At 73.7% G+C, this 22,397-nt stretch carries 17 protein-coding genes, 1 pseudogene and 2 riboswitches; of the genes and pseudogenes, 11 read left to right on the top strand and 7 right to left on the bottom strand.

Annotated elements, in window-relative coordinates:
* Nucleotides 1-104: 104 nt before the first annotated feature.
* Complete coding sequence (locus tag Drose_RS23470) at nucleotides 105-2,729, top strand: universal stress protein (protein WP_260723459.1); 2,625 nt, start codon at nucleotides 105-107, stop codon at nucleotides 2,727-2,729.
* 7 nt (nucleotides 2,730-2,736) lie between these two features.
* Here the strand turns inward: Drose_RS23470 and Drose_RS23465 are convergent, their stop codons facing one another.
* On the bottom strand, nucleotides 2,737-3,063 hold the full coding sequence (locus tag Drose_RS23465) for a hypothetical protein (RefSeq protein ID WP_260723458.1): 327 nt from the start codon (nucleotides 3,061-3,063) through the stop codon (nucleotides 2,737-2,739).
* A gap of 317 nt (nucleotides 3,064-3,380) precedes the next feature.
* Here Drose_RS23465 and Drose_RS23460 point away from each other — a divergent pair, with 317 nt between their 5' ends.
* From Drose_RS23460 to Drose_RS23450, 3 genes and pseudogenes are all read left to right on the top strand, one after another.
* Nucleotides 3,381-3,845 carry a Crp/Fnr family transcriptional regulator gene (locus Drose_RS23460; RefSeq protein ID WP_260723457.1) on the top strand — a complete coding sequence of 155 codons (465 nt, stop codon included), beginning with the start codon at nucleotides 3,381-3,383 and terminating at the stop codon, nucleotides 3,843-3,845.
* A gap of 35 nt (nucleotides 3,846-3,880) precedes the next feature.
* Nucleotides 3,881-4,267 (top strand): annotated as a pseudogene (locus tag Drose_RS23455) (CoA-binding protein); the annotation flags it as partial.
* Between the two features lie 397 nt (nucleotides 4,268-4,664).
* A complete protein-coding gene (locus Drose_RS23450; protein WP_260723456.1) occupies nucleotides 4,665-4,877 on the top strand; it encodes a hypothetical protein in 213 nt (70 codons plus the stop codon).
* A 70-nt stretch (nucleotides 4,878-4,947) separates the two neighbouring features.
* On the opposite strand, the gene Drose_RS23445 is transcribed toward Drose_RS23450, so the two are convergent.
* The 3 genes from Drose_RS23445 to Drose_RS23435 form a co-directional block, all read right to left on the bottom strand.
* The gene (locus Drose_RS23445) at nucleotides 4,948-5,805 is read right to left on the bottom strand and encodes a universal stress protein (protein ID WP_260723455.1); all 858 of its coding nucleotides are present in this window, start codon (nucleotides 5,803-5,805) and stop codon (nucleotides 4,948-4,950) included.
* Nucleotides 5,806-5,906: 101 nt separating this feature from the next.
* On the bottom strand, nucleotides 5,907-6,788 hold the full coding sequence (locus Drose_RS23440) for a universal stress protein (protein ID WP_260723454.1): 882 nt from the start codon (nucleotides 6,786-6,788) through the stop codon (nucleotides 5,907-5,909).
* Between the two features lie 278 nt (nucleotides 6,789-7,066).
* Complete coding sequence (locus Drose_RS23435; RefSeq protein ID WP_260723453.1) at nucleotides 7,067-9,199, bottom strand: heavy metal translocating P-type ATPase; 2,133 nt, start codon at nucleotides 9,197-9,199, stop codon at nucleotides 7,067-7,069.
* Between the two features lie 405 nt (nucleotides 9,200-9,604).
* Nucleotides 9,605-9,748: riboswitch (cyclic di-AMP (ydaO/yuaA leader) on the top strand.
* Between the two features lie 306 nt (nucleotides 9,749-10,054).
* Between Drose_RS23435 and Drose_RS23430 the strand changes: the two genes are divergently transcribed.
* Both Drose_RS23430 and Drose_RS23425 read left to right on the top strand, forming a co-directional pair.
* Entirely contained in the window at nucleotides 10,055-10,813 is a 759-nt protein-coding gene (locus tag Drose_RS23430; protein ID WP_260723452.1) for a hypothetical protein, read from the top strand.
* A gap of 165 nt (nucleotides 10,814-10,978) precedes the next feature.
* Nucleotides 10,979-11,119, top strand: a riboswitch (cyclic di-AMP (ydaO/yuaA leader).
* A gap of 276 nt (nucleotides 11,120-11,395) precedes the next feature.
* Nucleotides 11,396-12,160 (top strand): C39 family peptidase, encoded by a 765-nt coding sequence (locus Drose_RS23425; RefSeq protein ID WP_260723451.1) that lies wholly within the window; start codon nucleotides 11,396-11,398, stop codon nucleotides 12,158-12,160.
* A gap of 43 nt (nucleotides 12,161-12,203) precedes the next feature.
* Here the strand turns inward: Drose_RS23425 and Drose_RS23420 are convergent, their stop codons facing one another.
* Both Drose_RS23420 and Drose_RS23415 read right to left on the bottom strand, forming a co-directional pair.
* A complete protein-coding gene (locus Drose_RS23420; protein WP_260723450.1) occupies nucleotides 12,204-13,979 on the bottom strand; it encodes an ABC transporter ATP-binding protein in 1,776 nt (591 codons plus the stop codon).
* The gene (locus Drose_RS23415) at nucleotides 13,976-15,691 is read right to left on the bottom strand and encodes an ABC transporter ATP-binding protein (RefSeq protein WP_260723449.1); all 1,716 of its coding nucleotides are present in this window, start codon (nucleotides 15,689-15,691) and stop codon (nucleotides 13,976-13,978) included. The genes Drose_RS23420 and Drose_RS23415 overlap by 4 nt, the downstream gene beginning before the upstream one ends.
* A 200-nt stretch (nucleotides 15,692-15,891) precedes the next feature.
* Between Drose_RS23415 and Drose_RS23410 the strand changes: the two genes are divergently transcribed.
* Nucleotides 15,892-16,314 carry a hypothetical protein gene (locus Drose_RS23410; protein ID WP_260723448.1) on the top strand — a complete coding sequence of 141 codons (423 nt, stop codon included), beginning with the start codon at nucleotides 15,892-15,894 and terminating at the stop codon, nucleotides 16,312-16,314.
* Nucleotides 16,315-16,455: 141 nt separating this feature from the next.
* Nucleotides 16,456-17,904 carry a hypothetical protein gene (locus Drose_RS23405; protein WP_260723447.1) on the top strand — a complete coding sequence of 483 codons (1,449 nt, stop codon included), beginning with the start codon at nucleotides 16,456-16,458 and terminating at the stop codon, nucleotides 17,902-17,904.
* Nucleotides 17,905-18,878: 974 nt separating this feature from the next.
* Here Drose_RS23405 and Drose_RS23400 read toward each other — a convergent pair.
* Entirely contained in the window at nucleotides 18,879-19,655 is a 777-nt protein-coding gene (locus Drose_RS23400) for an IclR family transcriptional regulator (RefSeq protein ID WP_260723446.1), read from the bottom strand.
* 47 nt (nucleotides 19,656-19,702) lie between these two features.
* Here Drose_RS23400 and eda point away from each other — a divergent pair, with 47 nt between their 5' ends.
* The 3 genes from eda (at nucleotide 19,703) to Drose_RS23385 (ending at nucleotide 22,375) form a co-directional block, all read left to right on the top strand.
* Nucleotides 19,703-20,350 (top strand): bifunctional 4-hydroxy-2-oxoglutarate aldolase/2-dehydro-3-deoxy-phosphogluconate aldolase, encoded by a 648-nt coding sequence (gene eda, locus Drose_RS23395; RefSeq protein WP_260723445.1) that lies wholly within the window; start codon nucleotides 19,703-19,705, stop codon nucleotides 20,348-20,350.
* Entirely contained in the window at nucleotides 20,347-21,450 is a 1,104-nt protein-coding gene (locus Drose_RS23390; RefSeq protein WP_260723444.1) for a sugar kinase, read from the top strand. Before eda ends, Drose_RS23390 begins: the two co-directional genes overlap by 4 nt.
* A 91-nt stretch (nucleotides 21,451-21,541) precedes the next feature.
* Complete coding sequence (locus Drose_RS23385; RefSeq protein WP_260729791.1) at nucleotides 21,542-22,375, top strand: DUF72 domain-containing protein; 834 nt, start codon at nucleotides 21,542-21,544, stop codon at nucleotides 22,373-22,375.
* Nucleotides 22,376-22,397 lie beyond the last annotated feature (22 nt).

Genomic DNA, 22,397 nt, shown 5'->3' with positions numbered 1-22,397 from the left:
CGCCCGGTCCGGTCGCGGTCGTCCACCAGCCGCACGGCTGACGGTGACGGTCTTCGCCACCCGGGCATGAGCACGGCGTGCAGCACCGTCATAGCCTTGGAGGCATGGTCCGGCCGAACGAGGTCGTCGAGCGGGTCCTTCGCGAATACGCGGATCTCATGGCGATCACCGGCGGGGACGCGTACCGGGCGCGGGTGACGGACATGGACGCAGACACGGCGCGGGCGACGGCCCGCGGTCATCTCAGGATCTACCTCGGTGCCGCACCCGGGGTGGGGAAGACCTACGCCATGCTGGACGAGGGTCGCCACCGTCTGGCACGGGGCACCGACGTGGTCGTCGGATTCGTCGAGCCGCACGGGCGCATGCCGATCGCCGCCATGGCGGAAGGCCTGGAGACGGTCCCGCGCCGCACCCTGACCTATCGCGACATGAGCTTCACCGAGCTGGACCTGGACGCGGTGCTGGACCGGCATCCGCAGGTCGCGCTGGTCGACGAGCTGGCGCACACCAACGTGCCCGGCTCCCGCAACAGCAAACGGTGGCAGGACGTCGAGGAACTGCTGGCGGCCGGGATCGACGTCATCACCACGCTGAACGTGCAACACCTGGAGTCGCTCAACGACACGGTGCGGCAGATCACCGGGACCGTGCAGCACGAGCGGCTGCCCGACGAGGTGGCCCGCCGCGCCGACCAGATCGAGCTGGTGGACCTGTCGGCCGAGGCGCTGCGCCGGAGGATGGTGCACGGCGACGTCTACCCGGCGGACCGCATCGAGACCGCGCTGACCCACTACTTCCGTCCGGGCAACCTCACCGCGCTGCGTGAGCTGGCGCTGCTGTGGGTCGCCGGCCGGGTCGACGAGGGACTCCAGCGCTACCGGGCCGAGCACGGCATCGCGGCCTCCTGGGAGGCGCGCGAACGGATCCTGGTCGGGCTCACCGGCGACGTCGGCGGTGAGACGCTCATCCGGCGGGCGGCCCGCATCGCGGCCAGGATCCCCGGGTGCGATCTGGTGGCGGTGCACGTCACCGTGAGCAGCGGGCTGATCGGCGCTGACCCGGCGGTGCTGGCACGCCAGCAGGCGCTGGTGGAATCGCTGGGCGGATGCTATCAGCGCGTGATCGGCGACGACGTCGCCGACGCGCTGCTGTCGACCGCTCAGGCGCAGAACGCGACCCAGATCGTGCTCGGCGTGAGCCGGCGGGGCCGATGCGCCCGCCTGCTCACGGGTGAGGACATCGCGGCGAAGGTCATCCGGTTGTGCGGGCCGATCAACGTCCACATCGTCACCCACGAAGGCGCTGCCAGGCCGCCGCGCCTGGCGTGGCCCCGGCTCGCCAGCGGGCTCGGCCCGCACCGGCGCTGGTACGCGGTCGTGCTCGCGGCGCTGCTCCTGTCGGCGTCGACGGTGTGCATGGCGGAGCTGCACCGGGTGGCCGGTACGGCCGCCGGCCCGGCGCTCTACCTCGTCGTCGTGCTGGTGGTCGCCCTGATCGGGGGCCTGTACCCGGCGGTCGCCGCCGCACTGGCGGCCGGCCTGCTGGCCGGCCGGTTCCTGCCGCAGTTCGCCGCGGGTGCGAACGGCCTCACCGACGTGGCCGTGCTCAGCGCGTTCGTCATCACCGGAGCGTTGGTGGGCCTGGCCGTCGAGACGACCGCGCAGCGGGTGCGCCTGACGACGTACGAGTCGGCGCAGGCGAGCATCCTGAGCACGCTGGCCGCGGATGCGCTGCGCGGGTACGACGGCCCGCCCGCGCTGCTCGAACAGCTTCGCCAGGCCTTCGGCCTGCGTGGGGTCAGCCTGCTCGAACGGCGGCTCGACAGCGACACCACGACCACCCGCTGGTGCGTCGTCGCCAGCGCCGGCAGCCAACCGCCGGAACGGCCCGAGGACGCCGACATCGCCGTTCCGGTCCGGGAACGTCTCCGCGTCGCCGGGGTCGGCCGCCGGCTCAGCGCCAGCGACGAACGCATCCTCACCGCCTACCTCACGCGCATCGCGACCGGGCTCACCTGCCCGGTCGAGGCGAGGGCCACGACCTCGGCGCTCCAGGGGCCGCCGGCGGCCGCCATCCCCGACCTGTGCGGCTCGCTCGCCGCCGCCAAGGCCGCGCTCGCCGACGCGGCCGACCACGTCGGACGCCTCCCAGCGAGCGGCCGGGCCAGGTTCGCCGCGGCGCAGGCGCAGATCGACGGCGCGGTCAACCTGCTCGCCGACCTCGACGCGCTCTGCCGGCTCGAGGCGGGCGCGCTGGACTGCCGCCTGCGCCCGGTGGATGTCGCGGAGGTGATCGTCGCCGCGTTCGACGACCTCGGCGCCGACGGCCGGCCCATCCTGCTGCGGCTGCCCGAGGTGCTGCCCTACGTCATCGCCGACAGCCGGTTGCTGACCCGGGCCGTCGCCGGTCTGGCCACCGACGCGCTGCGCCGCAGCCCGCCCGACAGCCCGCCGGCCATCGCCGCCGCCGTCGAGCGGGAACACGTCCGGATCCGCCTGATCGACCACGGCAGCGGCGCGGAGCCGTCCTGCCCGGGGGCCGACGTGACGCAGCGTCTGGCCCGCGGGCTCACCGAGACCATGGGCGGCACCCTGCGGCACGAACGTACGCCGGGCGGTGGCCGTACCGTCGTCATCACCCTTCCGGCCGCCGCGCACGGGCGTCACGCCGGCGACCCGCGGCCGGACCGGCCGGCGTCCCGGGAGGCGGGCCGAGCCGGTGGATGACGTCCGTCTACTGCCGTGACCGCGGTAGCTGCAGCGGGTGCGCCGCCGCGTCCTGCGCGGCGATCCCGGCCAGCGTCTCGCGGTACCCGTCCTTGTCCAGGTCTCCGCTCAGCAGCCGCCTGACGGCGAGGCGTTCGTCCCGGGCAAGGCCCGGGTCCGCCGGAACCCTGTCCCGCGGGTCCGGTCTCAGATGGGCTGCCAGCCAGACCGCCAGCCGGGGCCGCCGGTCGAACCGGCCACCGTCGGCGTGGTGCCTGATGGCGGTCGCGTGCAAGGCGATCAGCGTCAGGTAGACAGCGCTGAAGATCGCTACGACGAGCAACGTGGCGGCCATGCGACTCACCTCCCGCCCCTTCTGACAACGTAGACGGTGGCGGGGTGGCCGTACAGTGCGGACACCTCACGAAGCCCGGTCTTCCGGCCCTCGGAAGGGGTCGAACGGCCCTACCGGGGGTAGTGACGCCCCCGATGTGATGGAACGGACATCTGTACCCAGGAAGCGCACCTCCACCGCCGCGGCGGGCGGCACGACCGGTTCGGCGAGTCCCGGGTGTGCGAGCCGCGCCGCGTGGTGCGCGGTCGGCGCATCGGCGGCACCGCCGAACCGCGCGCCCCGGACGCGCACCCACCCACGACCACCGAGGAAACGCCATGATCACCACGTTCGACCTGCTCGTCGCGCATCCGTTCCTCACCGGTCTGCCACCGCACCACCTCGCGCGCCTGGCCCGCTGGGCGCACCGCGCACCGTTGCGCGCCGGGGCGCGGCTCTTCGAGGAGAACGGCCGCGCGGACCGGTACTGGCTCATCCGCGACGGCTACGTCAACCTCGACATCCGGGTGCCCGGCCGCGAGGACGTCGTCGTCCTCGAGACCATCGGCCCCGGTACGGTGCTCGGCTGGTCCTGGCTCTTCCCGCCGTACCGCTGGCACTTCGGTGCCGTCGCCGCCGGTCCGCTGCTCAGCATCGCCGTCGACGGCCCCGCCACCCGCGCGATGTGCGACGCCGACCCCGAGTTCGGCTACGAGCTGACCAAGCGCTTCATGGCGGTCGTCGTCGACCGGATGCAGGCCACCAGGATCCGGCTGCTCGACCTGTACACGGCGCCGGCATGACGACGACCGCCGCGAGACCTCAGGAGATGAGTCCGATGCGCACCGCGAGGGAGATCCTTGCCGGGGCGCACACGATTGCCGTCGTGGGTGCGTCCCGTGATCCGCAGAAGCCCGCGCACTGGGTGCCGAAGTCGTTGCAGGAGCAGGGATGGCGCGTCATCCCGGTCAACCCGCACGCGGACCGGGTGTTCGGCGAGCAGGCGTATGCCCGGCTCGCGGACATCCCGGTGCACGTCGACCTGGTGGACGTGTTCCGGCCCGCGCGGGAGGCGCCGCGGCTGGTGCGTGAGGCGTTGGCGATCGGGGCCGGCGGGGTGTGGCTGCAATCGGGCATCACCAGCCCGCAGGCGCGCCAGGCCGCCCACGACGCCGGTCTCGAGTACGTCGAGGACAGGTGCGTCGGGACGGAACGTGCCCTGGCGCAGATGGTCGTCGGCGGCACCACGCCTCGTTCCGAGGTGTACCGCGGCCTCCGCCCGCGAGCCGAGCCGGAGGTCCGGCCGCTGGTCCGGCACCACCGCATCGGCGCGCCGGGCACGGAGCAGCACCCGGTGCGGCTGTCGGCCGCGGCGCCGTGGTTGGCGCCGAAGCACCGGGCCGTGTGCCGGTCGGCGCCGAGGGTCTGGACCGAAGGCCGGGCCCGGACGCGGATCTGCCGCATCCGGGCCCGCTACGGCGCCTCCGCCCCCACCTGAGCCGGCGGCTTCCGGCCGGAAGGCGGCCCTGCTCGGGACCAACGGCCTGAACCTGCGCGCGGCGCTGGGAAACGCTCGAGGTGACGGAAGGACCGAGCAGCGCAGGCAGGGGGAGGTGTCGACGATGACCGCGACGATGACACCACGGACGGCACCGCGCCCGGGGACCGCACACGTGTGGTTGCCGACCACCGACACCGGCGACGCGATGTTGCGACTGTGCCGCGCGGAGCGGCGCATCGAGGCACTGGCGGCCGCGGCCCGGCTGCTGTGCGGCGAGGGTGTGACGGACGAGCAGCGGCGGGCCGCCGAACTGCTCGACGAGGTCGGGTTGTAGCCGCCGGCCCGCGGACGGCACCGCACCGGGGCGCCGGGCCCGACGGCCCGGCACTGCCGCTTGCGTGCCGTCAGGCGTGCTGGGCGATGAGGACGGGAATCGAGGCGTGGTCGAGCACCTGCTGGGTCACCGAGCCGAGCCGGACGTCGTCGAGCCCGCCCCGTCCGCGGGGACCGAGCACGACCATGAGGGCGTCACTGCCCTCGGCGAGCAGGACCGGGGCCGCCGTGCCGCGGACGGCGCGCAGGCCGACCGGCACGGTGGGATACTTCGCCTGCCACGGTTCCAGGTCGGCGGCCAGCGCGTCGCGCACGGCGGCGGCGAGCCGGGTGAGGTCCGCGCCGCGGCCCCAGCGGCGTGCCTGCTCGCGCCACGCGCGCACCGCGACCAGTTCCACACCGCGCGTCGCTGCCTCCGAGAACGCCAGACCCACCGCGAAATCGGAGTGTGCCGAGCCGTCGAAACCGACGACGATCGGCTGCCGCGGCAGCGGACTCTCCGGCGCGGCCCAGCGCTCCGCGTTGTGGACGATCAGCACAGGGCAGTACGCACGCGCGGCCAACTGGAGCCCGACGGAGCCGACCAGCAGCGAACGGAAGCCTCCCGTCCGGCGGCTGCCCACCACCACGAGGCTCGCATGGCGCGACTCCTCGACGAGCACGTGGGCCGGACTACCGTGCCAGGTGGACGTGGTGATGTGCAGGCCGGGATACCAGCCGCGGGCCTCTGTCGCCGCGTCGAGCGCGATGTCGTGCTCGTCCACGACCTGCTCGAAGGGCTGCTCGAACGGGCCTGGAACGCCCAGCGCGTGGGTGATCCGGAGCGGCTTGCCGTGGCGCACCGCCTCGTCGGCGGCCCAGCGGACCGCGCCGAGGCCGGCCGGCGAGCCGTCGACACCCACGATCACCGGACGACGGTTGGCGGTCATGACGCCCTCCCTTGCCGGTGGGACCGCCGCCGACGGCGGCCTCTCCACTCTTCACCATGCCCCGGCAAGCGCCTGCTGTGCAGGTCCGTCGTGGTCCACCCTCAGCGGACGACCGCCACCGGGCAGGCGGCGTGCTGGATGACGGCCTGGCTCACGGAACCCAGCAGCAGTCCGGTGAAGCCGCCACGGCCGCGGGAGCCGACGACGAGCAGCTCCGCCCCGGCGGACAGTTCGGTCAGCACCTCGGCCGCGCGGCCGCGCACGGCGACACGGCGGACGTCGACGTCCGGGTACTTCTCGACCCAGCCGGTGACCGATTCGGCGAGGGCACGCAGCTCGAAGTCCTGGAGGGTCTCCTCGTCGTGGACCAGCGGCAGCAGGTCGTCGGGGCCCGTGGTGCCGGGCCGCGGACCCACCTGGACGGCGGTGAGCCCGGTGCCGCGGAACGAGGCCTGCTCGAAGGCGAACCGCAGCGCGCGTTCGGCGTCGTGGGAGCCGTCGACGCCGACGAGGACCCGTCCGGCCTCCGGGCCGGGCGGCCGGTCGGTGTGCCGTACGACGACGACCGGGCACGCGGCGTGGGCGGCGAGTTCGACGCCGACGGAGCCGAGGAGCAGGCCGGTGAAGCCGCCGAGGCCGCGGTTGCCCACGACGACGGTGGCGGCGTGCCTGGAGGCGGCCACGAGTGCGGCGGCCGCCTGCTGGATCGGCATGTCGGTGCCGACGTCGAGCGCCGGGGCGACGGTGCGGGCCCGGGTGACGGCTTCGTCGAGGATCTGCTGGGCGGCCTCGCGCATGGTCTGCTCGTACAGTTGCGGCGGCACGGGGAGGGCCGGCGGCGGGTACACGGCGGGCCACAGGAACGCGTGCACGATACGGAGCGGGCGGTGCCGGCGCAGCGCGTCGGCCGCGGCCCAGTCGACCGCGCGGAGACTGTCGGGTGAGCCGTCGACCCCGACGATCACCGTGGTTCCGGTGCTCATGGCGGATACCTCCTCAGGAGCGCGACCGGTGCCCGGCGCGTCCCTTTCCGTGCGCCGGGCCACCTCGAGCGTCCTGCCCCGGCGGTGCGGTTGCCAGGGTCGTTGGACCCGTGCGGGCCGGGACGTTCCGTCTCGGACGTCAACCGGGCGCCGCCGCTCTCGATCCCGCTAAGGGCGCGGGACGGCACACGTGGGTCTTGCGCGGTCGTCCGGTTGCGGGTCGCCGCCCGGGTGGAACGGCCGCCGGACGCCCTCGACGAGAGCGTCCGGCGGCCGGATCACCGCGGGGCCAGCCGCACTCGGCGCAGCAACTGTGCGTTGAGCGCGACGACGATGGTCGAGGCGGACATGAGCACGGCGCCGACGGCGGGGCTGAGCGTCACCCCGGCCCAGGCGAGGACGCCGGCGGCGAGCGGCAGGGCCACGACGTTGTAGCCGGCGGCCCACGCCAGGTTCTGGACCATCTTGCGGTAGCCGGCCCGGGACAGCCGGAGCACGCCGGCGACGCCGCGCGGGTCGGACGAGGCGAGTACCACCCCCGCCGACTCGATGGCGACGTCGGTGCCGGCGCCGATGGCGATGCCCACGTCGGCGCGGGCGAGGGCGGGCGCGTCGTTGACACCGTCGCCGACCATCGCGACCCGGAGGCCCCGCTCCTGCAGGGCGGCGACGGTGCGGTCCTTGTCCGCCGGCAGCACCTCGGCGAAGACCTCGTCGACGCCGGGGCGCAGGCCGAGGTCGGCCGCCACCGCGTCGGCGACCTGGCGGGCGTCGCCCGTGATCATGACGATCTTGCCGACGCCCTCGGCGCGCAGGTCGACGATCGCCTGCCGGGCCTCGGGGCGGACCTCGTCCTCGAGTGCGAAGGCCGCGACGACGCCGGGGTCGTCGGGGCCGCCCGTCAGGCGCACGAGGTGCAGTACGGCGGCGCCGCGGCCGGCCCAGGCCGCGGTGGCCGCGGCGAGATCGTCCGGGACCGTCACCCGCAGCTCCCGCAGCAGTGCGGGTCCGCCGACGGCATGGTCGGCGCCGTCGACGGTGGCGCGGACCCCGCGGCCGGGCAGCGACCGGAACCCGGCCGCCCGCAGGGCCGGGCCGCCGCTGCGGTCCGCCGCCGCGACCAGTGCCCGGGCGAGCGGGTGTTCGCTGTCGGACTCGACCGCGCCGGCGATCCGCAACGCCTCATCGGGGTCGGTGCCGGCGGTGGCGGCCGTGGCGGTGACGGTGTGCGCGCCCATGGTCAGCGTGCCGGTCTTGTCGAACAGCACGGCGTCGACGGTGCGCATCCGCTCCAGCGCGAGCCGGTCCTTGACCAGGATTCCGGCCCGCGCGGACACCGCCGTGGACAGTGCGACGACGAGCGGGATGGCGAGGCCGAGCGCGTGCGGGCACGCGATGACGAGCACGGTGACGGTCCGCACGACCGACTCCTGCGGGTCGCCGAGGACCCACCACGCGGCGAAGGTGACCAGGCCGGCGCCGACGGCGACGTAGAACAGCCAGGCGGCGAACCGGTCGGCGAGGACCTGGGCCCGGCCCCGCGACCGCTGCGCGTCGCTGACGAGGCGCTGGATGCCGGCCAGGGCGGTGTCGTCGCCGACGGCCGCGACCCGCACCCGCAGCGCCGAGTCGGTGGCGACCGTCCCGGCCACCACCCGGTCGCCGATGGTACGGGCGACCGGCCGTGACTCGCCGGTCACCATCGACTCGTCGAGCTCCGCGGCGCCGCCGACGATCCGTCCGTCGGCCGGCACGCGGCCGCCGGCGCGGACCAGGACCGTGTCGCCGACGCGGAGCTCTGCGAGGGTCACCCGCTGGGGTGTCCCGCCGGCGTCGAGCCGCTCGGCGTCGTCGGGCAGCAGCGCCGCGAGCGCCGCGAGCGCGCCGCTGGCCTGGCCGATCGCCTTCATCTCCTGCCAGTGGCCCAGCAGCATGATGGTGACCAGGGCGGCGAGCTCCCACCAGAACTCGAGGCCGAACAGCCCGAGGCTGGTGGCCAGCGACGCCGTGTAGGCCACGGTGATCGCCATGGCGATGAGCAGCATCATGCCGGGCGCGCGGTCGTGGATCTCGCTGACCGCCCCGGCCAGGAACGGCCATCCGCCGTAGAGGAAGACGACGGTACCGAGCACCGGGCCGACCCAGGCCATGCCGGGAAAGTCCAGCCGGTACCCGAACCAGTCCATGACCATGTGGCTCGTCGCGACGACCGGCACGGTCAGCGCCAGCGACAGCCAGAACGTGCGCCGGAACGCCTCCGGGTCGTGCCCGGCGTGCTTGTCGTGCCCGGCGTGCTTGTCGTGCCCGCCGTGTGGTTCACCCGGGCCCGCCGGGGTAGCGGGCGGGTGGTGTGCGCCGTGCGGCGCGCGCGCACCGTGACCGCGGGAGTGGTGGGTGGTGTGTTCGGACATGCTCGGCTCCCTTCCGCCGGGAACTATACCCCCCTGGGGTATATATCGCCTGAGTGGTGCCGGACACTATTCATCTCCGATGCGGGATAGGAGATGATGGTCGCGACGGCGCGGCTCGCCACCCGGCGCGCCGGCGGACACGGCGCTCGCTGGTTCGCGGTCGTCGCCGTCCTGCTGGTCGTCGCGGTGGGATGGACGCACACGGCCGCCGTCGCGCCGTCGCACCCCGGGCGATGGCAGTCGCTTGCCCACGTTCCGACGCGCCAGCACCCGGTGACGCAGTGGGCGTATCGCCGTGCCGCGGCGTGCCCGGTGGCAGATGCAAGCAGGGGTTTACGCAGGTATACCAATCCGTTATGGTCAGGCCGTTCGTCGTGGCTTGCCGTCGCCGTTCGAGGTGACGTCACGGCGGACCCGTCGAGTCGTGTTCGCACGAGCCGGGGAACCAAGCACAACTGGGGTGAATCCACGGGGCTTCGGGCCCCGCGGTAGGGCGATCTTCCCGCCCGAATCCGTCAGCTAACCCGGTAGGCGGTCTCGGAAGGAGTATCGCGTGCAGACCCCCGTATGGCGGCGCGTCAGCCGCCGCACCTCGACCTGCGGCCCGAGTGTCCACACCGCACCGGCGGCGCCCGGACGGAGTCCGATCCGGTAGCCGTTCCGGCACCGATGCCGCTCGCCCCGCGACGATCACGGCCCACGTTCGTCTGTCCTCTCTGGACAGACGGGGCCGGGTCTCCTCATCCCGCCGGCACGTTCTGCCGGCGGTCGCGTTCTCCGCAGGTCTGTCGAGGTTTCCCGTGAAGCACTTGCCCACACGTCATGTCACAACCATCCCGGTCCCGGGGGCACCGCATGTCCGCCGCTGAGACCGACGGCCCCAGCCACCGGCGCCGGTCCCGCCGCGGCTGCCATGCGGCCCGTCCGAGAATCGGGCTGTACTCCGCCGCGGCCGTCGTCGCGGTCGCGGCGCTCGGCTCGTCGTTGGTACCGTCCTCTTCGTCCATCAGACCGGATTCCGGGCCGGTGTCGCGGGCCGAGATGGCGCTGGAGAGCGATGCGCAACGCGCGGAGGCGGCCCGGAGCGCCGTGTCCCGCGGTGACGAGCGCGGGCGGGAACAGCCCAACCGGCAACCGTCGGCGCCGCCGCCGAAGACGTCCGCGCCGAAGGCGTCACCGACCGTCCACCAGCCCGTCGGCGGGCTCACCCGGGCCGAGATGGACAACGCCGTCGCCATCATCGAGGCCGGCCAGCAGTTGCGGTTGCCGCAGCGCGCGTTGGTGGTGGCGATCGCCACCGCCCTGCAGGAAAGCCATCTGCGAAACCTCGCGAACGCGAACGTTCCGGAGTCGTTGCGCCGCCCCAACGAGGGTGTCGGCTCCGACCACGACTCGGTCGGCCTGTTCCAGCAGCGGCCGAGCTGGGGAACGGTCGCTCAGCTCATGGATCCGCGCGAATCCGCGCGCCGCTTCTACGCGGCGCTGGTGAAGGTCTCCGGCTGGGAGCGGATGGCCGTCACCGTCGCGGCGCAGACCGTGCAGGTGTCCGCGTTTCCGGACGCCTACGCCAAGTGGCAGCCCCTCGCCGAGCAGATCGTGGCCGCCGTCGTATGACGCTGGATAGTAGTTCACTCGATGCGTTGCGTAGCAACGTCTGTCCGGTCACGGCCGTCGTGCGTGCGGAAGGCCGCAGGATCCGTTCGCAGGCTTGGCAGGACCGGATCGCGACAGTAGTGTCACATCGTCTGAGCTGGTCGTTTGCCGTCACAGGACGGCGCCGGCACAGACCCGCCGAGTCGTGCACACGAGCCGGGGACCCAAGCAGTCCCGGGGTGAATCCATGGGCCTCACCGTCCGTGGTAGGGCGAGCTTCCCGCCCGAATCCGTCAGCTAACCCGGTAGGCGGTCTTGGAAGGAGAGTCTCAGCATGTTCGACCGGAATCGTGGCGCGCCTGCCTGCCCCCTGTGCGCACGGCGCCCTGCCGGAGCGTGACCATCCCGTAAGGACGCCCCGGAGCAACCGGCGGCCGCACCGCGCCGCATCCAGTTGACGCACGACGTCTCGCCGCTCGGCGCTGCCGAGCGGCGAGACTTCCGCGTCCACACCCCGGCCGGGTCACCGCCGTCCGGCGCGTTCCCACCTCACCCATTCGCTCGACCATGCCGGTCAGACGGCAACTGTTCAGGAGTTCCACCGTGCAACCTCGCCCAGACCACAAGAAGTTCCGGCACGCCCCTCCGCGTCGCTCGTACCCCGCCCTCTTGGGCTCCGCCGCACTGGTCGTCGTGGCCGCGGCCACCGCGGCGCTGCTGAACCAGACCCAGGGCCCGGCCGACGCCCATGACAGCGCCGCCGCGGCCCTCGCGCGGGCTGCCGTCGTCGCCGGCAACGGTCCTGCGAAAGAGGCACCGCCGAGCCAGGCGCCGACGGCCGCGGCCTCGAACGCGCCGGCGCAGAAGGTGGTCGACTACGACTTCCAGTTCCAGCCGAACTACTACTACTGCGGCCCGGCGTCCACGCGGATCGCACTGACCTCCAACGGTGTAAACCTGTCCCAGGACGAGATCGCGAGGAAGCTCGGGACCACGGTCAGCGGCACCGACTCGGCGAACGACACCACGCGGGCGCTCAACAGCGTGCTCGGCAAGGACGTGTACCAGACCCGAACGATCCCGGGCCAGAAGGCGACCGACGCGGAAGCCGGGCAGCTCCGGCAGGACGTCGTCCGCGCACTCAGCGGTGGACGTGCGATCGTCGCCAACATCGTCGGCGGCGCGCGGGACGCCGGGGGAGTCTGGCACGAGTTCCCCGGCGGTCACTACGTCACGATCGTCGGATACCGCGACCACGGCGGCACCGTCCAGATCGCCGATCCGTCGGGCATGTTCGGCCCGCGCACGTACTGGATGTCGACCGGAGCCATGGCCAACTGGGTGGCGGCGCGGGGCTACTCGGCCTGAGCACCCTTCCGTGTGCGCCACCGCGGCGCGCGTACCGGGGCCGTCAGCCGGTGCCGCCCGCGGCGGCCGGGACGTCGTGGTGACCGCCGGTCCAGCCGTGCCACAGCCGGCTGTACCGCCCACCGGCCCGCACCAGATCCTCGTGCCGGCCGACCTCGGCGACCGTGCCGTGCTCCAGCAGGACGATCCGGTCGGCCCGGGCGGCCTGGGTGAGCCGGTGCGCGACGACGAGGGTGGTCCGGCCGGCGGTCGCGGCGGCCGCCGCACGTTCCAGTTCGCGGGCGCCGGCACTGCCGGCCTCGGCGGTCGCCTCGTCCAGGATCGCCACCTCCGGGTCCATGAGCACCAGGCGGGCGAGGGCGAGGTGCTGCGCCTGCGCGGCGGTGAGCTGGTGGCCCCCTTCACCGACGTGGGTGTGCAGGCCGTCGGGCAGCGCCCGGACCCAGTCGAGCGCGCCCACCAGTTCGAGCGCGGCGACGACCGCCTCCTCGGTGGCGTCGGCGCGGGCGAGCCGGACGTCGTCGAGCAGCGTTCCAGCGAAGACGTGGACCTCCTGGCTGATCAGGCAGATCCGGCGCCGGACCGCCGCCTCGCCGAGCGCGGCCAGGTCGACCCCGCCGAGCCGGACGGTGCCCTCCACCGGGGCCAGGACGCCGCCGGCGACGCCGGCCAGGGTGGTCTTGCCGGCGCCGCTCGCCCCGACGAGCGCGACCCGCTCGCCGGGCGCGATCCGCAGTGTCACGTCCCGCAGCACGGGCGGGCCGTCGTCGTACCGGTAGTGCAGCCCGGTGACCTCGATGCCGGTGTCGGCGGGCACCGGGCCGCCGGGAGCCGGTGACGGTGACGGTGTGAGTCGTGCCACTCCGACCAGCCGGGCGAGGCTCGCCCCGGCCTGCTGGATCGTGTCGAACTCGAGGACCAGCATGCCGATCGGATTGAACAGCCGGTGGAAGTACAGCGCGGCGGCGGTGGTGGCGCCGACCGTGGCCTGGCCGTCACGCACCAGGAGGAACCCGACGACGAGGACCGCGCCGAGGCCCACGAACTCGGCCCGGTTGATCCAGCCCCCGAACCTGAGGAACTGCCTGAGGACCCGCAGCACCACGTCCACGGCGGCCTGGGAACGGCCGGTGATGTGCCGCAGGTGCGCGTCCTCGAGACGGTACGCGTGGACGGTCTCGACGCCGCGCAACGCGTCCACCATGGCCTGGGTGCGTTCGGCGGTGACCTCCCGTTCCCGGGCGTAGAACGGCGCGGAGCGGGGCAGGTACCAGCGCAGCGCGAACACGTACACCGGGCCCGCGGCGAGCCCGGCGAGCCCGAGCCGCCAGTCCAGGGCGAACAGCCCGCCGGCGGTGAGGGTGACGGTCGTGATCGCGCTGACGAAGTCCGGGCCGGTGGCGGTGATCGCGTTGGTCACGACGGCCACGTCGTCGCCGGCGCGGGCCACGAGGTCGCCGGTGCCGGCCTTCTCGACGGTTGCCGACGGGATGTGCAGCGCCCGGTCGATGACGCGCTCCCGCAGCCGGGCGAGGATCGTCTCGCCGAGGCGCGCGACGAGGACGCTGCCGAGCGCGGTGAGCGCGCCACCGAGCACGGCGGCGCAGGCCACGACGGCCGCGGCGCCGAGGATGCGGCCGGGGTCCGTGCCGGCGACGATGTCGTCGACCATGTGGCCGAGGACCCACGGCGCGACGAGGCCACCGGCACCGGCGGCGACGACGGTGAGCACCGCGGCGGCGGTCCGGCCCGGCAGCCGCCGGAACTCGGCGCCGAGCGCGGCCCAGGTCTGCCGGCCGGTGGCGACGGGAAGGATCACCGCAGCACCGCTTCCCGGTAGCGGCTGTCGGTGTCGACCAGTTCGGTGTGGGTGCCCTCGGCGGCGGCCCGGCCGGCGTCGAGCACCACGACCCGGTCGGTGCGGTCCAGGAGCGTCGGGCTGCTGGTGATCAGGACGGTGCTGTCGGTGCGGCCGGTGCGGCGCAGGCGCGCGATGCCCTCGGCGATGAGGCCTTCGGTGACCGGGTCGACGGCGGTGGTGGGGTCGTGCAGGACGAGCACCGGTGGGCCGGCGACGAGGGCGCGCGCCAGCGCGATGCGTTGGCGCTGGCCGCCGGAGAGGTTGGCACCGCCCTCATGGATGCGGTGGTCGAGCCCGTCGGGGTGGGCGTTCACGACGTCGTCGGCCGCGGCGGCCCGGATCGCGGCGGCGAGCCGGACCGTCCCGGCGGCGGAGGATGCCACGAGGTTGTCCCGCAGGCTGCCCTCGAACAACTGGGTCACGTGCGGCTCGACCAGGACGACCGCCCGGGCGGCGGCCGGGTCGAGGTCCTCGGCGGGAACCCCGTCGACGACGATCGCCCCCTCGTACTCCGCGCGCGGCACCCGCCCCGCGAGCAGCGCGCGCAGCGCGTCGGCGTCGCGGGGGTCGTACGCGACGACGCCGAGCAGCTCCCCGGCTCTGGCCTCCAGCGTGAGCCCGTCGAGGGTGCGGTAGCCGACCCTGTCCAGGTGGACGCGGACCGGTGTGGGCGCCGGAGCCGGCCGTCCTCCCCGCCGCAGCCGCACCGGAGCGGCGAGCACACCGGCCACCCGCATCGCCGAGGCCTTGGCCGTCGCGTACAACTGGACGCAGTAACCGAGCGTCTGCACCGGCTCGGCGACGAACTGGGCGAGCCCGACGACGGCGACCAACTCGCCCACGCTCAACCGGCCCCGGACCGCCAGCCATCCGGCGAACCCGGCGACGACCGCCAGGAACAGGCCGTTGACCGCGGTGGTGATGCCCCGGTAGACGCCCTTGGTGGTGGCGGCACGTAACGTCACCGCGAGTGCCCGCTGGCTCGACGCGGCGTACCGGCCGGCGGCGGTGTGCCCGGCGCCGATGCCGCGCAGCACCCGCAGCCCGCTGACCAGATCGGTGGCGAGCGCGGTCGTGGTGGCGAGCGCCGCCTGCTGGTCGGCGCTGCGCCGGGTCAGCAGCGGCGCGAGGCGGTGCAGGGCCAGGACGATGACGGGCACCCCGACGAGAACGCCGATCCCCAGCGGGACGTCCACCATGAGCAACGCCACCGCGGCGACGGTGAGGGCGGTCGACGCGGCGAGGCCGAAGCCGGCCACGCGGATCACGGAGCTCGTGTTCTCGGCATCGGAGGACGCGACGGTGATGAGCTCGCCGTCGCGCAGCCCGGCGGTGTGCCCGCGCGGGTCGAGCACCCGGCCGGCGAGCTCGACCCGCAGCAGGTGCGTCTCCCGCTCGACCGCGGTCGTGGACAGCCGGGCGCCGAAGCGCCAGGCGAGGGACAGCACCGTGAACAGCGCAGCGAGTGCGAGCACCGACAGCACGATCGCCGTCTCGTCCCCGGTTGTCACGGCCCGGTCGATGATGACGCCGATGGCGACCGGCACTGCCGCCTCGGCCGCCTGGTGGGTGCAGAGCAGCAGCACCCCGGCGGTGATCCGGCCGCGGTGACGGCGCAGCACGCGCCGCAACAACCGGCCGGCGGTCACCGGTGGCTCGTTCGGACCCAATCGCACTCCCTGCGCCGCTCGTGGTAAGCGCAGGCTACCCTAACTGCGGGATCGCCGACAGATGGCGCGGGTGCGCCTGGCCGCGCTCGCCCGGTTCCGGCGCGAAAGCGGGGCCCGGCGGTGACCACCGCATGCGTCCCGGTCGATGCCGGCTGGTCGGTGGCGTGCCGGCACCGGCGGCCCTGGCTACGCTCGATCCCATGGGGACTGAGAACGAGGAGGCCTGGGTGCCGCGATCCCGGGTCGGCGCGGTGGTCGTCGCGCTGCTGAACAACGACGAGGAGGCGGCGGAACGGGCGGCGGAGCTGCCGCCGGAGCAGCACGATTCGCCGGTGCTCGAGGCGGCGATCCGCCTCGCGGTGCGCAGTCTCTTCGACGAGGACACCCCACCGGAGTCCATCGCCGCCTTCGTCTCGGCGATGGCCCAGGACGTGGAGATCGACCCGGCCGCCGCGGGGGCCCTGATCCGCACCCAGCTCGGCGAGGAGAACCTCCTGGAAGGGTTCCCACCGGAGCAGGTGACCGACACCACGTGGTCGATGCTGGGCTACCTCTGCGAGCGCCAGCTCGGCCGCGAGGACTCGCTCGAGCTGGTGGCGCACGCCGAGCAGGCGGTGCTCTGACCGGCTGGAACTCCTCGGCCGATCAGCCCGGCGCCGACGGCCGCCGGGCTGATCGCCGCGGACGCCCGCCGGGTGCGCGGGGCCGCGGCCGGGCCGCGCGAGGCGTAGCATGCTGCCGTCACGACGGCGGGGGAGGTCGGGTTGGTCAGCGCATCCTTGGCATCGGCGACCGCCGACACCGCGCCGGCTCCCGGCGACCGCGGCGCGCTGGCGGCGCTCCTTGCGATCTGCGGCGTGCCGATGGTGGTCTCGGCCCTGGTCCACCGGTATACGCGGATGCCGGACGGCGACGAGCCGCATTACCTGGTCATCAACGAGGCGCTCAAGCGGCACGGGTCCATCCACGTGCGGCAGGTGTACGACTCCTGGGCCTTCACCGCGTTCCATCCGGGGCCGCTCTCCCCGCACCTGGCGGCTCCGCCGCACGAGACGCTGCCCTGGCACGGCATCGGCGGTCCGCTGCTGTGGCACGTGCCGTATCTGCTGGGCGGGCGCACCGGTGTGCTGCTGTTCATGGTCGCAGTGTCGCTGCTGACCGTCGCGAACGTCTTCTGGCTGGTTCGCGGGCTCGGCCTGGACCGGCGACCCGCGCTGCTCACCGGCGTGGGTATCGGCCTCGGCTCGACCGTGCTGACCTACACCGCGAAGGCGTTCGTCGAACCGCTCGCGGCGCTGGTCGTGCTGTACGGGTTCCGGTTGCTCACCAAGGCGCGGCTGCGCCTCCGCGACCTGCTGCTCGTGTCCGCCGGGCTGGGAGCGCTGCCCTGGGTGCACAGCCGGTTCCTGCCGCTGGTGCTGCCGCTGGTGCTGTTGCTGGCGTGGCGGATCCACCGCGAGGGCGGGCCGCGCGACCGGCGGCGCTGGCTCGCGTTCCTCGGTCCGCTGGGTGTGCTGACCGTCGCGCTGGTGACGTATCTGCGGACGGTGTGGCAGAGTTTCAACCCGTCGGTCAACCAGGCCGGGGACAAGGCGCTGCTGTTCGGCGCCAATCCGGTCAAGAGCCTCGTCGGCGTGCTGCTGGACCAGGAGCACGGCGTGCTGTTCTCCTACCCGGTCTTCCTGTTCGTGCTGCCCGGTGTGATCCTGGCGATCGCCGGCGGCCACCGCACGCTCCACCTGCGCCTGCTCGCGGTCGTCGGTCCGTACTGCGCCATCCTGCTCACCTCGCCGGGCTGGTGGGGCGGCTGGGCGCCGCCGGCCCGGCTCTGGGCCGCCGTCCTGCCGGTGTTCGCCTTCTCCATCGGTTACGCGCTACAGCGGGCGCGCAACGGACTGGTCGCCGCGTGGGCCGTGGTGTGCGTGCTGGTGACCCTGGGTCTGGACACGCTGTGCAGGTTCAGTCCCAGCAACGGCTTCTCCGCCGACTACGGCTATCTGGTGCCGCTGCGGGTGCTGGAAGGGCTCACCCACTGGAGTCTCACCGGATACCTGCCGGCCTGGCACACCCGCGCCGCCGCCCCGTGGCCGTTCCTGTGGTGGGGTCTGGCCGTCATAGCCTTCGGCCTGGTCGTCCTGCTGTCCGCCCGCCCCGCCGACCGGCCCGGCCCGGTCGGCGGCACCCAGCCCTCCCGCACCCCGGTCGCCGTCTGATCCAGCACCGGTCGCCGGTCGATATGGCCGTATGGCGATTTTCGGACGTCCGTGATCGGGGAGACCCGGCCCCATGCCAACCCGAATAAGGTCGACAATTCGGGCGATAGGCCCGGAAGGTGTCGCCACCGAGGCGTTCCCGCGTTCCGCCGCCATGCCGCTCAACCTCATGATCATGGGAAAGATGTGGCTGCCCCGATAGCCAGATCTTTCCCATGATCTGGAGTCGCCCGGCACGGAACGCGCCGCCCGGGTCCAGCAGCGATCACGAGCGACAGACACCACCCGCACGACTGTGCGGCACCATCCAGGAGGTCGAGAAGATCAATTTCGCGCTGGAGCTGGGCAACAACGTCCTGCTGTACCTCGACGACATCCAGCACGTGTCGCCCGAGCTGCCGCAGAAGTTCATCTCCCTCTGTGACGCCCAGCGCCGCATGGAGGGCGTCTGGAACGGCCGGACCCGCACGTACGACCTGCGTGGCAAGCGGTTCGCCGTGTGCATGGCCGGCAACCCGTACACCGAGTCGGGCCGGCGGTTCCGGATCCCGGACATGCTGGCGAACCGCGCCGACGTGTGGAACCTCGGCGACGTCCTGTCCGGCGAGGAGGAGCTGTTCGCGCTCAGCTACATCGAGAACGCGCTGACCGCCAACCCCGTCCTCGCCCCGCTGTCCACCCGCGACCGCGGCCGCCGCGGCCACCGCGGAGTACCGTCGCGTGGTCGCCGTCGTGGCACCCTTCGTCGAGCAGACCGGCGACCTCGGCCTGCTCGACGCGACACCGGACGCCCAGAGCGCGTATGCGACGGCGTGCCGGGTCGCGATGGCGCTGGCCCGCCGCGGCGACGTGCGCGACGCGGCCGACGTCGCCCGCCGCTGCGGCCTGTCGGCGGCGGCCTCGTCCGCCGGCTGGTGTGGAGTGCTGTGGTCGCCTGGGCCGCCACAGTACTCCGCGGCCACCGCCCGAGGACCTCAGGCGCTCAGCATGCTGCGGGCCGGGCCGAGGCCGCCGACCGTCTCACGCAGCGCCGCGACGATCGACGTCTCCAGCTCCGGCCGGACGCGGGTCACCGGCACCGAGATGCTCACCGCGTCGACCGCGGGGCGCACCAGCGGCACGGCCATCGCGAAGCACATGATGCCCTCGGCGTTCTCCTCGCGGTCGACGGCGTATCCGGCCGCGCGCACCTCGGCGAGGCCGGCGTGGAAGGCGCGGCGGTCGGTGACCGTGCGCGGGGTGAGGCGCGGCAGCGGCCAGCTCAGCATCCGGTCGGCCGCCGCGTCCGGGTGCTCGGCGAGCAGCGCCTTGCCCAGCGCCGTGGCGTGCGCCGGCAGGCGGCGGCCGACGGCGCTGTAGAGGCGCAGGCGGTGCACCGACTCGCGCTTGGCGAGGTACACGACCTGGTCGCCGTCGAGCCGGCCGAGGTGGACGGTCTCGCCGAACCGGCGGGACAGCTCGTCGAGGACGCCGGAGAGCAGGCCGACGGTGTCGTCGCCGTCGAGGTAGGCGGCGCCGACCCGCAGGGCCCGCATGCCGAGGCGGAAGCGGGTGCCGGTCTCGTCGGTCCGCACCCAGCCGCGGCTCGTCAGCGTGCGCAACAGCCCGTGCAGGCTGCTCTTCGGGATCTCGAGCGCGCGGGCGAGGTCGACCAGGGTCCACGGGTGGGGCTGGTCGGCGAGCAGTTCGAGCAGGTCGAGCGTGCGCCCGGCCGACTTGACGGGCTGGAAGTCCTCTGGCGGGGTGGGCACGGCCGCAACTCTAGCGAACACCTGTGGCCTCCAGTATGGTCACGTACGTGACTGATGTTCATGATGGTGAACGGCCGTGGATCGGTCGGGTGCTGCCCGTCGTGGTCCTGGAGGATGCCCGGCACGCCGGTGCGCTCGGCGACGCCCTGGTCAAGGGCGGGCTCACCGCGGCGGAGGTGACCCTGCGCACCGCTGCCGGGCTCGACGCCATCAAGACGCTCGCCGCGCGGAGCGACCTCGTCGTCGGCGCCGGCACGGTGCTGAGCGCCGGCCAGGCCGAGCAGGCCCTCGCGGCCGGTGCCCGGTTCGTGGTGACGCCGGGCTTCGCGCCGGCCGTGGTCCGTGTGTGTCAGGAGGCCGGTGTCCCGGTGTTCCCGGGTGTCGCCACCGCCACCGAGATCCAGATGGCTCTCGACGCGGGCTTGGAGATCGTCAAGTTCTTCCCGGCGCGGCAGCTCGGCGGGGCCGAGATGATCAAGGCGCTGGCGGCGCCGTTCCGCGGGGTGCGCTTCATCCCGACGGGCGGCATCACGCCCGCCGTGATGCCCGAGTACCTCGCCGTCCCGGCCGTGCTGGCGGTCGGCGCGAGCTGGATCGTCGCGGCCGACCTCATCGCCGGCGAGCGCTGGGACGAGATCACCTCCCGTACCGAGGCGGCCGTGGCGGCCGTGGCGGCCGCCGGAGGTGCGGCATGAGCGTCGTCACGCCCCGCCCGACGGACGACTGCCGCTTCGACCTGGTCTCGCTCGGCGAGATCATGCTGCGGCTCGATCCCGGCGAGGGCCGTGTGCGCACCGCACGCGAGTTCCGGGTCTGGGAGGGCGGCGGGGAGTACAACGTCGCGCGCGGCCTGCGGCGCTGCTTCGGGCTGCGGACCGCGGTCGTCACCGCGTTGGCGGACAACGAGGTCGGCCGCCTCCTCGAGGACCTCGTCCTGCAGGGCGGTGTCGACACGAGGTTCATCACCTGGATGCCCTACGACGGGATCGGCCGGACCGTCCGCAACGGCCTGAACTTCACCGAGCGCGGGTTCGGCGTGCGCGGCGCCGTCGGCACCTCGGACCGCGGCCACACCGCGGCCGGCCGGCTCAAGCCCGACGACGTCGACTGGGACCACCTCTTCGGCACGCTGGGGGTGCGGTGGCTGCACACCGGCGGCATCTACGCGGCGCTGTCGGAGACGGCCGCGCAGACGGCCGAGGCCGCGATGACCGCCGCCCGCAGGCACGGCACGCTCGTGTCGTACGACCTGAACTACCGGCCCAGCCTGTGGCAGGCCGTCGGCGGCCAGGAGCGTGCGCGTGAGGTCAACCGCCGGCTCGCCCGCCTCGTCGACGTGATGATCGGCAACGAGGAGGACTTCACCGCCTGCCTCGGCTTCGAGGTGCCGGACACCGACATCCACAGCGGGGCGTTGGACGCGGGCAACTTCAAGGCGATGATCGCGTCGGTCGCCCAGGAGTACCCCAACTTCAAGGTCGTCGCGACCACGCTCCGCGGCGTGCGCAGCGCGACCGTGAACGACTGGGGCGCCGTGGCGTGGGGTGGCGGCGCGTTCGCCGAGGCGACCCACCGGCCCGGCCTGGAGATCCTCGACCGGGTCGGCGGCGGCGACAGCTTCGCGTCGGGACTGATCTACGGCCTGCTGGAGCACGCCGGCGACCTGGCGCTGGCCGTGGAGTACGGCGCGGCGCACGGCGCGCTGGCGATGACCACGCCGGGCGACACGTCGATGGCCAGCCGCACCGAGGTGGAGGCGCTGATGCGGGGGGCCGGCGCCCGCGTGCGGCGCTGACCGCGGGCCGCCGCCGCGGGGCGCGCCCACGCACGTCCCGCGGCGGCCGTATACGGTACGTCCGGTGAGACGGCTTCACGTGGGATGCGCGATGTGGACGCTCAAGGCGTGGCAGGGGCGCTTCATGGCGCACCCGCTGCCGGCCCACGAGCGGCTGCGGTCCTACGCCGGCTGGTGCACCGCGGTCGAAGGCAACACGACGTTCTACGCGACGCCGGCCCGCGACACCGTGGCCTCGTGGGCGCAGCAGACCGACCCAAGCTTCCGGTTCGTGGTCAAGCTGCCGAAGGTCGTCACCCACGAGCACCGTCTCGCCGGCGCCGGCGCCGACGCGGAGCTGCGGGCCTTTCTGGACGCGATCGAGCCGCTCGGCCCGCGCGCCCACGCGCTGTGGATCCAACTGCCCGGGTCGTTCGCCCCCGCCGACGTCCCGGTGCTCGCCCGCTTCCTGGGCCGGCTGCCCGCGTCGTACCGCTACGCCGTGGAGGTGCGCCACCCGGCATTCTTCGCCGACCCGCACTCGACCCGGCTGCTCGAAGGCGTGCTCGCGACCGTGGGCGCGGAATGGGTCCCGTTCGACACGACCGCGTTCTTCCGGAGCCCGCCGACCAGCGACGCGGAGCGGGACGCCTGGACGAAGAAGCCGCGCACACCGCTGCGATCGGTCGCGCTGACGGACCGGCCGATCGTTCGGTACCTCGGCCGCGACGCCACCGAGCTGACGGTCGAGGGCTGGCAGGGCTGGGTCGACGTGGTCGCCGGCTGGCTGCGCGAGGGCCGCTCGCCCACGGTGTTCGTCCACACCCCGGACAACGCCGACGCGCCCCTGCTGGCCCGCCGGTTCCACGACGAGGTGCGCGCCAGGGTGCCCGACCTCGACCCGCTGCCCCAGCCGGACCCGGTCGAACCTCTGACCCTCTTCTGACCGTGCTGCCACAAGCCGGTGG

This window comes from Dactylosporangium roseum (assembly GCF_025264685.1).
Taxonomy (GTDB): Bacteria; Actinomycetota; Actinomycetes; order Mycobacteriales; family Micromonosporaceae; genus Dactylosporangium; species Dactylosporangium roseum.
Note: the sequence above shows the minus strand (reverse complement) of the source record. Positions and strands in the feature narration are given on the sequence as shown.